The sequence below is a fragment of the Shinella sp. NM-101 genome, assembly GCF_021401195.1.
Classification (GTDB): Bacteria; Pseudomonadota; Alphaproteobacteria; order Rhizobiales; family Rhizobiaceae; genus Shinella.
The window spans coordinates 225,910-239,052 of sequence record NZ_JACBFT010000001.1; the positions used below are offsets into that span (position 1 = coordinate 225,910).

Below are 13,143 nucleotides of genomic sequence, written 5' to 3' on the forward strand. Positions count from 1 at the left end.
TGTGATGCACGCAGATGCCGGTGCGACGCGGGCGCCGTGGCGGCTTCACGCCGCCGCATGGCCCCCTCATCCTGCGCGGCCGGGGCGGCTATCCGATTAAAAGACGGCGCAAAATGGGCATGAATCGCAAACTATGGTTAACGGCTGAAAAATCGCCATTTTCCGAGCCTTTCCATTGCGATACGGATTTGCCGGATTTTAACTTCCTGTTAAGCTTCGGGCGAAGGGGGATGGCAATCAATTGTGTGATACAGGCTAATGTGTCACTACGATACGGCCGGTAGTCCCGGTGGATAAACCGTGCGCGGAGATACACCGCACCGCCGTTTCGGTTTATCGAGCGAATTTGGAATGAACGGCGGTCCGGACGCTGCTAGCCATGAGGGTTTGCAGCAAGACCGGCCACCAACCGGACGGTTCGAATGCGCCTGAGCAGCGGCAGTGCGTATGAAGCCCGATCCGGACATGGTAACGAGGCGTATCCGCATGGCGACGAACAAGTCCACCGAGTCGATCGACGACAAGGCCTTCCAGGCCCTCGAAGAGGCATTGAAGATCGACTTCGACGATCTGGCGCCCGAGACGCCCTCCAGGAAGGACGCTTCGGAGGCCCGTGCGTCTGAACCAGCAAGCCGCGGTGCGAACAAGACAGGGGGGCAGCCGGCCGCCGGCGAGGCCCCGCGCAGCCTGAACCCGGAACCCGCGCCGAAGGCGCCCGTCTTCACGCCGGCCAACGACGGCTCGCGCAGGACGCCGGCCGCCATCCTGAAATCGCTGGACATGCGCTCGTCGCGCGGGCCGATCCGCATGGCGATCCTCGCCTCGGTCCTCTGGGTCATCGGCGGCCTCGGCGTCGCCAATCTCCTCTATGCGCCGCAGATCTGGCAGATCCGCTCCGTCGCGGACCTGGTCGCCCTGCCCGGCGCCATCGGCATGGTCGTCGCCATCATCATGCCGATCATGCTGTTCTTCGCCTTCGCCATCATGATCGCGCGCGCCCACGAACTGCGCAGCGCCGCCCGCTCCATGGCCGAGGTCGCCCTGCGCCTTTCCGAGCCGGAAACCGTCGCCGCCGACCGCATCATGTCCGTCGGCCAGGCCGTCCGCCGCGAGGTCTCGGCGATGAACGAAGGCATCGAGCGCACCATCGCCCGCGCGACCGAGCTCGAAACCCTCGTGCATTCCGAAGTCAACGCGCTCGAGCGCAGCTATTCCGACAACGAGATGCGCGTGCGCACGCTCGTGCAGGAACTCGGTTCCGAGCGCGAGGCGATCGTCAGCCACGCCGAGCGCATCCGCTCCTCGATCTCCGGCGCGCACGAGCAGCTCAAGGACGAACTGGCGAGTGCCGGCGAAAGCATCACCGCGCGCATCGCGACCTCGGGCGAAGCCTTCGCCTCCATGCTCGACACCCGCGCCGCCATGCTGATGGAAAAGTCCGACAGCGCGACGCAGACGATTGGCGCCATGCTCTCGGCCCGCACCGACAGCCTGCTGTCGACGCTCAGTTCCTCCGGCGTTGCGCTCGCCAACGAGTTCGACAGCCGCCTCGACCATCTCACGCAGAGCCTCGATTCGCGCGGCCGCGACCTGCTGCAGCAGTTCGAGACCCGCGCATCCTCGCTCGACATCAACACGGAAAAGCTGAACGCCGCGCTCAACGAGCGCGCAAGGCAGCTCAACGAGACGCTGATCGCCCGCACCCGCGAAATCAGCGAGAGCCTGTCCATCGGCCAGCAGGCCGTGAACGGCGGCCTCGAGGAGGTGCTCCGCTCGATGAACGCCGCGCTCGACGAAAAGGGCGCGCAGTTCCGCCAGAGCCTCAAGAACGCCGCCGACGACACGGTGATGGACCTCGACCTGCGCTCCGGCTTCTTCGACGAGCGCATGCAGGCGACCGTCGGCCAGATCGCCAGCGCCTTCGACCAGCGCGTGGAGGAATTCGCGCAGGCCTTCGACCAGCGCGCCGGTTCGCTCGATTCCAAGCTGATGGAAAGCCTCGCCCGCATCAACGAGACGGTCGCCAGCGGCCACGAGTCGATCGACGACATCCTCACCTCCAGCATCGATCGCCTGGGCAACACGCTCACGGACCAGTCCTTCGCGCTGGCGACGACCCTCGCCACCAGCCAGGAAGTGCTGGAGAACGCCGTTTCCGGCCATGCGGAGGCGATCGGCAACGCGGTCGGCGGCGCGCATGAGCAGATGAGCGCCATCCTTACCGAGAAGTCGGCGATCCTGCTCGGGGGCCTCGCCGACGTGCAGAACCGCATCGAGAGCGGCTTCGGTGCGCGGGCGGACGCATTGGTGGAGAGCATTACCGGCAGCGAGCGTCGCCTGACGGATGCCCTCGATTCGCGCGGCACGACCATCGCCAGCGACATCCACGCCGCCCAGGCCCGCATGGAAGACGCGCTCAGCGCCCGCGCGACGGCGCTGGTCGAAAGCATCTCGGGCAGCGAGCGCCGCCTGACGGACGCCCTCGACACCCGCGGCGCCACCATTGCCGGCGGCATCGAGGCCGCCCAGGCGCGCATGGAGGAAGCGCTCGGCGCCCGCGCCGACGAGATCACCTCCACCATCGCCGCAAGCCACAACCGCCTCGACAGCGCGCTGACCGAGCGCACGGCCGCCCTCTCCGCCATGCTGAACGAGACCGGCAGCCAGCTCGAGGAATCGGTCGGCTCCGCCGCCAACCGCGTCGAGACGGCTTTGACGGGCGCCGCCCGGCAGATCGACGACGTCATCACCGGCCGCACGGCCAACCTCGCCTCGGTGCTTTCCAACAGCGCCGGCGCCATGCAATCGGCCATCGATGCCGCCGCGAGCCGCGTGGAAGGCGTCCTCACCGAGGGCAGCCAGCAGCTCGGCGGCGTCCTGCACGGCCAGGCCGCCGAGTTCGCCGACGCCTTCTCCGGCCGCGCCGCGGAGATCGCGGAAGCCCTGTCGGGCAGGGCCTCCGAGCTTGCCGGCTCGCTCGTCTCCACCCACGAACAGATCCGCGCGACCCTCGACGACCGCATCAATGCGATCAACGAGGCCATCAAGGACGGCCGCAACCAGCTCACCGAGACGCTGAACGACCAGGCGACCTCCATCGGCACCACCATCGCCACCAGCGCCGGCATGCTGGAAATGTCGCTGGAACAGCATGAGGAAGCGCTGCGCCGCACCATCGACGGCAGCGCCGCCCTGCTCGACCAGCGCGTCCGCGAAAGCGCCGGCGCCGTCGCCGAACGCCTCGACGAGACCTCCATGAGGATCGCCGACGCCGCCCATACCTTCGGAGGGCGCATGGAGCAGACGGTCGACAGCGTCGCGAGCCGCTTCGACACGACCGGCAGCCGGCTGGAAGAGAACCTCGGCAGGCTCGAAGCCCGCATCGAGAACAGCGTCGAGAACGTCTCCGGCATCGTCGACACGGCCGCCGCGCGCATTTCGGACACGTTGTCCGAGCGTCTCGCCGACCTCGACCGCGTCGGCACCGACGTGTCGCTGCGCGTCTCCGACGCCCTCTCCCGCCCGGTGGCGGAAGTCGACCGCATCGGCGACGAGACCACGGCCCGCATCGCCGCCGCGCTCGCCGGCCGCGTCGGCGACATCGAGCGCGTCAGCATCGACGCCGCGGACCGCATCGAGGGCGTGCTTTCGGGCCGCCTCAGCGACATCGAGCGCGTCACCGGCGAGGCCACCCAGCGGATCGACGGCACGCTCACCGAGCGCGCCCACCAGATCGAGCGCATTTCCGGCGAGGCGGCGGACCGCATCGCCACGACCATCGACGAGAAGACCGGCCGCATCGAGGAGCGCCTCGGCACCATGGACCGGGCCCTCACCATCGGCCTCGACAGCGTCAACCGCACCATCGACGGCAAGGCCGCCGGGCTTGCCCAGACGCTGCGCGAGGCCGTTTCCCAGGCCGCCCAGGACATGGACGCCGAGGCCATCCGCTCGGCCCAGTCCCTGGCCAAGACGGGCGAGGAATTCGCCCATCTCAGCAGCTCGCTGCGCGGTGCGGTCTCCCGCGCGGCGCAGGAAATGGGCGTGGAAGCCCAGCGCGCCGCGCAGAACATCGCCAAGACCGGCGAGGAATTCGCGGAAAACCTGTCGGCCCGCAACGACGCCTTCACCCGCGCCGTCGAGGAAACCACCACGTCCGCCGTCGCCCGCTTCGCCGAGACGGAAGATCGCTTCGCAAGCCAGGCCCAGGCGCTGCGCAGCGGCCTGAGCGACGTCGAAAAGGCCCTGGAAGCGCGCGGCGCCTCCATCCGCTCGACGCTCGACGAGCGCACCCGGGAACTCAACTCCATGCTGGCAAGCCGCACGGAGGAACTGTCGCGCCTCATCAGCGAAGAGGCCCGCCCGGTCATCGACGACTTCTCCGCCGTCGGCCGCGAAGCCGCCGAGCGCATCACCGGCGTCTCCCGCGAAAGCGCCGAACGCCTGCGCAACGAGAACACAGCGCTCATCGACGCGATCTCCGCCCGCACCGCCGACACGCTGGCCGCCATCTCCGCCCGCACCGAGGAAGCGGCCGGCACGATGCGCGCCATCGAGAACAGCCTGCAGGCGAATGTCGAGAGCCTCGTCGCCCGCCTTTCGGAAAGCAACGGCGCCATCGCCGACCTGGTCGACGCGGCAAGCCAGACGCTGGGCGCCGTCGACGGTCGCCTGGCCTCGACGGCCGATCGCTTCAACGCCTCCGCCGAGCGGGCCTCCGACATGGTCGCCACCACCTCGCGGCTGCTCGAAGGCAAGGTCGACCGCCTGGCCGACATCTCCGCCGGCACGCTCTCGCAGATCGGCGGCATCGTCGGCCGCTTCGAGGACCATTCGAAGATCCTGTCGCAGGCCTCCGACCTTCTCGCCGCCGCCCAGTCGAACCTCGTGACGACGCTGGAGGAGCGGCAGGACGCGCTGCGCTCGCTCTCCATCGGCCTCGTCCAGCGCTCGGAAGAGATCGAGAAGACCATGCAGTCGCTCGAGGGCATGGTGGAAGGCGCCTTCAGCCGTGCCGAGGAGCGTTCGAGCCTGATCGCCGGCAACCTGCGCGGCGGCATCCAGTCCTCCTTCAACGAGGTCGGCCGCATTCTCGGCGAGACCGAGAAGCGCGCCGAGGCAGCCGCCAACACGCTGCGGGAATCGCTGGTCAAGGCCGGCGAGGAAGCCGGTCAGTCCGTCGAGGGCGCCTTCACCCGCGCCGAGGAACGCACGAAGGAAGTGGCGGCACGCCTGCGCGGCAGCGTCGGCGCCTCGCTTACCGACGTCGACCGCATGCTCGCCGAATCCGGCCAGAAGTCGGAAGCCGCAACGACCGTCATGCGCGACACGCTGCGCCAGGCCGTCGAGGAAGCCGTCGGCAAGTTCTCCGGCGCCACCGAGGAGATCCGCCGCGCCGCCGCCGACATCCGCAAGGAGCTCGACCAGACGCGCGGCGAACTGAAGCGCGGCGCCTTCGACCTGCCGGAAGAGGCCAAGGAAAACGCCGCCCAGATGCGCCGCGCCGTCAGCGAGCAGATCAAGGCGCTGCAGGATTTGTCCGACATCATCGGCAAGTCCTCCTCCGCGCTGGAAGTCTCCCGCCCCGCCGTGCAGGCGCCCGTCGCACAGCCGGTGCAGCCGGCCCGCGTGGAGCCCCGCCGCGAGGAGCCGGCGCAACTGCGCGGCAGCCTCGGCATCGAGCGGGCGGCAACGGTTGCCGTGCCGCAGCAGCGCGCGCAGCCCGTGCCCGCCGAAGCCGACGCCAAGGCGGCAGGCGGCGAAGGCGGCTGGATGCGCGATCTCCTGCGCGGCGCCGTCTCGCGCGAGGAAGCCCAGTTCAGCCAGCCGCGCGGCGAAGGCCAGGCCGCCCGCCCGGCGGACGCCCGCAACCCGCGCCATGTCGTCGAATCTCTGAACTCGCTCTCGGTCGACATCGCCCGCGCCATAGACCACGACGCCTCGGTCGATCTGTGGCGGCGCTACCAGCGCGGCGAGCGCGACGTCTTCACCCGTCGCCTCTACACGCTGAAGGGCCAGCAGACCTTCGACGAGATCAAGCGCAAATACGAGCGCGAGCCGGAATTCCGCACCGCGGTCGACCGCTACATCTCGGATTTCGAAAAGCTGCTCGCCGACGTCGCCCGCAACGACCGCGACAAGGTCATGACTCAGACCTATCTCACCTCGGACACCGGCAAGGTCTATACCATGCTGGCCCACGCCGCCGGCCGCTTCAACTGAGCGGACCGGGACCGGACTTCGAAGCGGCCGCCCCCGGGCGGCCGTTTTGCGTCGGCGGTCATTTTCCCGCCTTTTCTTGTCCCAAGTCTTAAAATGCGCGTCCCTACCCTCTATATGCGTTGCAACGCAGGACCGAACGCAGGGGAAGAGACGCGAATATGATGCTGATACAAGGATTTGGCCGTGGACTGGCGATGCTGGCAATGGCGCTGGTGGTGATGATGACGGTGGTGGACGTGGCCGAGGCCCGTCGGGCCGGCGGCGGCTTCGGCAGCCGTGGCACGCGCACCTTCTCGACGCCATCGACGACGCGCACCGCACCGACCGGCGCCCAGCCGATCGATCGCACCATGACGCGCCAGCAGCCGGCCCAGCCCTCCGCCGGCCGCAACGCAACCGCGACCAACCCGCGCCCCGGCCTTTTCGGCGGTCTCGGCGGCTCGCTTCTCGGCGGCCTCATGCTCGGTGGCCTCGTCGGCATGCTGCTCGGCCACGGCCTTGGCGGGGGCATCGGCTTCCTCGGCCTCATCCTGCAGGTGCTGCTGATCGCCGGCGTCTTCCTGTTCCTGCGCCGTATGTTCGCGCAGCGCGGCGCGCCCGCCTATGCCGGCGGCGCCGACGCACGCAGCCAGTATCGCGACGGCGGCTCGGATTTCGAGATTCCGCGCATCGGCGGCGGCCGGCAGGCCGCCCCGCAGGCCAAGCCCGGCGACGAGATCGGCATCGGGCAGGCAGACCTCGACCGGTTCGAGACCATGCTGAAGGAACTGCAGGCCGCCTATGCGGCGGAGGACTTCCGCACGCTCCGGCAGATCACCACGCCGGAGGCCATGTCCTACCTTGCCGAGGAGATCGGCGACAATGCCACGCAGGGCCTCAGGAACGAGGTGCGCGACATCCATCTCGTGCAGGGCGATGTCGCGGAAGCCTGGCGCGAGGGCACGGACGACTACGCCACCGTCGCCATGCGCTACGAGAGCATCGACGTCATGCGCGACCGCTCGACCGGACGCGTCGTCTCCGGCGATCCGGACAACCTCACGGAAGCGGTCGAAATATGGACCTTCGTGCGCCGGAACGGCGGCGAGTGGAAAGTCTCGGCGATCCAGGGCGTCGAAGCCGCCTGAAGACAGGGGCGCCTGCCCCATAGGCGCTAACTTAAGGGCATTTGGAGTGCTCTCGCCGCATTTCCCTGGCTTTTCCGCTGTCTGGGCGGGTCGCAAAGAAGTCGCATGATTTTCGTGAGGGATTTTCTCACTTTTTTCTTCGGCGAAAGCACTTTCAAAATTGCGGTCAGGAATGCACGTTTCAACAGGTCATACAACCTCCACATAGAAATCGCGATGGCATTACGGTTTGTCCTCGCCACAGGGGGGGAGAGTCGAGGACGTCGTTCACGGCCTCGTCGATCATCAGAGCTAGAATGAGATGCGCCATCAGCCAGGTTCTGGCCAATCGTGGATCCTTTGCCGGAAGCTTGTGGATGCCGAGACCGCTCTTGAGACGTTTGAAGGCGAGTTCGATCTGCCAGCGCAGCCGATAGACGCCCAGAACGGCTTCAGCCGACATGTCTGTCGCCGGGATCGACGTCAGCACCATGACGAACCCCGCCGCCGTGACGGTCGTCGGCAGCATGGCCTGACTGGGGCGGCGGCGCTGATGTCCGCTTATTGCCGACTTCAGGGAGCGTGCCGCCGCCTCGGCATCTTTCCGTTTGATGATCAGCCTTGCCTGAAACAGCGGTTTGCCGCGTCCCTTTTGCTTGTGGCCAGAGTGTTCGATGAAGACATCGATCTCGCAAACCTCGCCGACCTGCATGGGACCAAAAACAGCATTCCAGTCGATCGGCCTGCCATCCGCCATGACAATGCGTATTGTGCGCCAACCTGAGCGGACGATGAAATCCGCACCGGCAGCAACCACCTTTTCCAACGACGGCGCACGCGCATACGCCCGGTCGCCGACAACGATATCGCCTGCCTGTAGAAGCACCCGGGCAAATGCTTCCCCGCCATGGGCGTCGGTGATCTCCAGATGGGTGAAGCGCGAAAGCGCCGGCTCATATGTCGCATGCAACCGAAAATCCGTGCCGGCGCTGCCTGGCTGGGAAATCGAGCTACCATCCGCGATGCGAAGACGCCGACTGCCGGTAGAGGGCACTGCCTTCGAAGCATTGATCAGAAGCGCTCCCGCGATGTCGCCAAGCCAGTCTGCCGAGCCGCGCAAGCGCTTCAGCAAGGCGACATCGGAAAGGTTGGCAACATCATTCAAACCTGCCCACGCCGCCGCCGAGCGCAGGCTCATGCCGCCAGGACCGTAAGCGAGCGCCAGGCGCAACAAGGTCGCGCCATCCTGCACGATACGGCGGCGCAAAAGCGCCCCGCTATCCCGCGCTGTCGTGTCGAGATCAATGATCCTCGAAAGCTTCGAGATCAGGTTTTGCCAATCGGGCTCGATGGAATCAATCGTTCGCATCTGCCCGAGAAATCACATCACGATTCCCTGTGTCTATCCCTTAAGTTAGCGCCTATGGGCGCCTGCCCCTCGTCCCGCCACCGCGACCTTCGCCCCGCAAGCGGGCGAAGGAACGGATGACAGGGTTTTCCTTGCCAGCAAACGGGACGATTAAGGAAAAACAAGCATCCTTCCCTTCGTCCGCTTGCGGGCAAAGGCGACCGTGAGGCCGGATGAGGCGTTTTTCGATCAGATCGACTTCAACGTCCAGCCGACGATATCGGCCGTGACCGTGGCGAAGGCCGCATCCAGCCCCTTCACGAAGGCGGTGCTGTCCGCCCCCCTGACCGGCGCGGTCGCGCGGAACAGCCTCTGCGCGCGTACCGTGCCGTTGCGGTCGTTGAGCAGCTTGGCGGAAATCTCCACGACGGCCGTGTCCGCCCCTGACGTCTGCACCTCGAAGGTGCGGATGTCGGTGACGACCTGGTAGTCGATCGCAAGGCCCTGCCCCGGCATGCCGACGCCGCCGACGCGGCCGGTATTCTCGAAGGCCTGCACCAGCTTGGCCTGGACCATCTTGCTCAGGCTGTCGCTCCACTGCGACTTGGCGAGATACTGGATTTCCGAAGGCGACGGGCGGATGACGATCTGTTCGCTGTCGAGCGCCTTGAGGGCGGAGGGCTGCGGGACGAGGATCTGGCGGTTCCTCGCGGAAGGCCCTTCCGCGGACGCCGTGGCCGAGAGGCTGAACGTGTCGTTCTTCGCGGGAGCGCTGCCGCAGGCAGCGAGCGTTGCTGCCAGAACGGCGATGAGGGCGGCCCGCGCCGCGGTCCCGTTCCGCAACAACTCCATACCCGATACCGTCATTTCATCCTCAAACCCTGGGAATCAATGTGTAGCAGCGGCACGGCACGCTGTCACGGTTGCGGGGGCGGACAAATTCGCGTCCGATGGCTGCCGGCCCGCCGTTGTGGGGATAGGGCCACACTTTGCGCCCGGCATCACCGCCGGGTGCGCCCGTCGTACTGCTTGACGGTGTCGCCGCCGAAGAGCAGGCGCTGCGGATTGCGCTCGAAGCCGGAAATGGCGCTGTCGAGGTTCTGGATCGTGCGGCGCGTGTCGAGCACCAGCGCCTCGACGTCGCGCAGGCCCGAGCCCGAGAAGCGCTGCAACCCGTCGGCGATGGGGCCGATGCGGCCGTTCAGCGTATCGGCGGCCTGCTTGATCGACTGCAGCGTCGCCTTGGCCTCGGCGAAGAGCGATTCGGAATCGCCCTCGCCCAGGAAACCGTCGAGCTTGGCGAGCACGCCGTCGACGCGCGAGGAGGCCGCGTTCAGCTTGTTCGACATCTGCTGGACGTCGGTGATGATCTGGTCGATGTCTTCCTTGCGCTCGCCGATGCGGTTGGCGACGCCCGTCACGGAGGCGATCGCCTTGCGGGCATCGTCGGTCGCGACCGAGATATTGTCGATGGCGCCGCTGACCTTCTGCGTGTCGACCGCGGCCATCAGCGTATCGACCTTGTCGAGCGTCTCGCCGGCGCGCTTGCCGAAGGCGTCGAAGGTCTCGGCGGTCTTGCGGAAGCCCTCCACGGTCGCCTTCACATCGCCCGAGGCGTCCGCGATGTCCCTGCTGATCTTGTCGACATTACCGACGAAGTCCTCGACCTTCTTCGGATCGACCGCCTTGATCAGCGAATCGATGGAGGCGAGCGTGGAATCCAGCCGTCCCGAAAGGTTCTTGAACGTATCGGAAAGGCCGCCGACGCTTTGCAGGAACGCATCGATATTCTCGCCGTTCTTGGCGAGTGAATCGGAGAACTGCTCGGCATTGCGGATCGTGTTGGTGAGCGGGCCGCGCGCATCGGCGACGAAGCCCTGGATATCGGAGACGGCCGTGTCGGCGCGCTTGAGGATCTTGTCGGCGGTCGAAAGGATGTTCGTCACGCTCGACTGCTCGGCCTGGAGCACGGCGGTCGTCTCGTTGTCAAAGGCCTCGCGCAGGATGTTCGGATCGCCGGCATTGCCGCCGCCAAGCTCGATATAGGCGGCCCCCGTCAGGCCCTGCACTTCCAGCACGGCGGTGGTGGACTTCTTGACCGGCGCGCTGGTCGAGACCTCCGTCATGGCGACGGAAAAGCGCGGGTCCTCCGCATCGATGGCGAGGTTGCGCACGGAGCCGACCGGAATGCCGTTGAAGCGCACCGGCGAGCCGACGGAAAGGCCGTTCGCCGAGCCCGGGATGCGGATCGCCAGTTGCGCCATGTCGCCGCCGCGGCCGTACTGCGACATCCAGTAGACGAAGACGAAGGCGGCGGCCATGACCAGTACGGTGAAGAAACCGACGAGGGCGTAGTTGGCTTTCGTTTCCATGCTCCGGGCTATCCTGCTCGCAGTTCCATCCGCCGGGACCGCCAGGCCCCGCTAATCGTTACGTCTTCGGCACGATCGACCGCGCGCGCTTGCCCTGGAAATAGGACTGCACCCACGGATCGTCAAAGGCCAGCATGTCCTCGATCGTGCCTTCGACCAGAACCTTCTTCTGCCCGAGGACGGCGATGCGGTCGCATACCGAAAACAGGCTGTCGAGATCGTGAGTCACCATATACACGGTGAGGCCCAGGGTGTCGCGCAGTTTGGCGATCAGCTCGTCGAATTCCGCCGCGCCGATCGGGTCGAGGCCGGATGTGGGCTCGTCGAGGAAGACCAGGGCCGGATCGAGCGCGAGCGCGCGCGCCAGCGCCGCGCGCTTGATCATGCCGCCCGAAAGCTCGGAGGGGAACTTGTCCGCCGCCTCTGGCGCAAGGCCGACCAGCTCGACCTTGAGCCGCGCCAGTTCGTCCATCATCGCCTGCGGCAGGTCGAGATATTCGCGCATCGGCACCTGGATGTTCTCCTTGACCGTCAGCGAGGAGAACAGTGCGCCATGCTGGAAGAGCACGCCGAGCTTCATGTCGAGCGCCAGCCGCTCGGCGTCCGAGGCCTTGTCGAAATCCACGCCGAAGATGCCGATATTGCCGGAGCGGCGCGGCAGGAGGCGCAGCACCGTGCGCATCAGCACCGATTTGCCGGTGCCGGAAGCACCGACGAAGCCGAGGATCTCGCCGCGGTGTATGTCGAGATTGAGCCTGTCGAGGACGATGTTGCTGCCGAAGCCGACGGTCAGGTCCTTGACCGAGAGCACCACGTCGTCCTGTTTTTCCGGATCCATGGGCATCCCTAGAAGTCGATTGCGGCGTAGAACATGGCAAAGAGGCCGTCGACGAGAATGACGACGAAGATCGCCTTCACGACCGAGGCGGTGACGTGCCGGCCGAGCGATTCGGCGCTGCCGCCGACCTTCAGGCCCTCCACCGAGGCGACGATGCCGATGATGAGCGCCATGAACGGCGCCTTGATCATGCCCGAGACGATGGTGGAAAGGTCGATCGCCTCGCGCAGGCGCGACTGGAACGTCTCGAAGGTGATGCCGGAATAGGCCCAGGCGACGAAGGCAGCCCCCGCAAGCGCCGCGAAATTGGCGATGATCGTCAGGAGCGGCAGCGCGACCGTCAGCGCGACGAGCCGCGGGAAGACGAGCACGCCGATCGGGCTGAGGCCCATGACCTTCAGCGCGTCGATTTCCTCGCGCATCTTCATCGAGCCGATCTCGGCAGTGATCGCGCTGCCGGAGCGGCCGGCGATCATGATCGCCGTCAGCAGCACGCCGATCTCGCGGAGCTGCAGGATGCCGACGAGATCGACGACGAAGACCTCGGCGCCGAAATAGCGAAGCTGGAAGGCGCCCTGCTGGGCGATGATCGCGCCGATGAGGAAGGACATCAGGAGGATGATGGGAACGGCACGCACGCCCATATGGTCGATCTGGTGCACGATGGCGGCCGGCGACACGCCGCTCTTGCGCCCGAGCTTCAATTGCGCCCCGCGCACGGCCGAGCCGAGGATGAACATGGCCGCCACCGCGTCGTTCCAGACGTCGACCATGACGCGGCCGACCGGGGCGAAGATGCGCTCGAAGCGCGAAGCGGGGGCGGGTTTCTCCTCGCGCGGCGCGGCGAGCTTTTCCGGCAGCGCGGCGATGAGGTCGGCGTAGCGCGTGCCCTTGCGGTCGGTCACGCTCACTTCGGCGCCCGCGGCCTGCCGCTCGGTGATCGCCCGGCGCAGCAGCCAGGCGCCCGCCGTGTCCATCTCCTCCACCGCGCTGAGGTCGATCTCGAGCGCGCCGCCCTGCCCGGCGGCAACGCCGGCAAGCTGCTTGCTCGCCCCCACGGCGGTCGTGTTCACCCAGGGGCCGGAGAGACGCCAGATCTCCCCGTTCCCGCCCTCCGGGCGTTCGGTCGCGATTTCGGCAGTGGGGGTGGCGGCGGCTGTCAAGTCTCTTGCATCTTCCCGTGCTTGCGACAACATGCGCCTGTCTTACCGGCTCGCCGGCCATCTGTCACCGAACGAACGGCCGAAAGCCTCAATC

7 protein-coding genes are annotated in these 13,143 nt (G+C 66.9%); 2 read left to right on the top strand and 5 right to left on the bottom strand.

Annotation, left to right across the window (positions count from 1 at the left end):
- The first annotated feature begins 486 nt into the window (after positions 1–486).
- The gene (locus L0976_RS01120) at positions 487–6,222 is read left to right on the top strand and encodes a kinesin (RefSeq protein ID WP_234185658.1); all 5,736 of its coding nucleotides are present in this window, start codon (positions 487–489) and stop codon (positions 6,220–6,222) included.
- Between the two features lie 161 nt (positions 6,223–6,383).
- A complete protein-coding gene (locus L0976_RS01125; protein ID WP_234186191.1) occupies positions 6,384–7,349 on the top strand; it encodes a Tim44 domain-containing protein in 966 nt (321 codons plus the stop codon).
- Between the two features lie 181 nt (positions 7,350–7,530).
- Here the strand turns inward: L0976_RS01125 and L0976_RS01130 are convergent, their stop codons facing one another.
- The 5 genes from L0976_RS01130 to L0976_RS01150 all read right to left on the bottom strand — a co-directional run bounded on the left by L0976_RS01130 (position 7,531) and on the right by L0976_RS01150 (position 13,049).
- A complete protein-coding gene (locus L0976_RS01130) occupies positions 7,531–8,697 on the bottom strand; it encodes a transposase (RefSeq protein WP_234185659.1) in 1,167 nt (388 codons plus the stop codon).
- A 228-nt stretch (positions 8,698–8,925) separates the two neighbouring features.
- Entirely contained in the window at positions 8,926–9,543 is a 618-nt protein-coding gene (locus L0976_RS01135; protein ID WP_370643543.1) for an ABC-type transport auxiliary lipoprotein family protein, read from the bottom strand.
- 134 nt (positions 9,544–9,677) lie between these two features.
- Positions 9,678–11,048, bottom strand: coding sequence for an MlaD family protein (locus tag L0976_RS01140; protein ID WP_234185660.1), 1,371 nt, complete (start codon positions 11,046–11,048; stop codon positions 9,678–9,680).
- 58 nt (positions 11,049–11,106) lie between these two features.
- On the bottom strand, positions 11,107–11,892 hold the full coding sequence (locus L0976_RS01145) for an ABC transporter ATP-binding protein (protein WP_203319074.1): 786 nt from the start codon (positions 11,890–11,892) through the stop codon (positions 11,107–11,109).
- 2 nt (positions 11,893–11,894) lie between these two features.
- A complete protein-coding gene (locus L0976_RS01150; RefSeq protein WP_234185661.1) occupies positions 11,895–13,049 on the bottom strand; it encodes an ABC transporter permease in 1,155 nt (384 codons plus the stop codon).
- Positions 13,050–13,143: the final 94 nt, after the last annotated feature.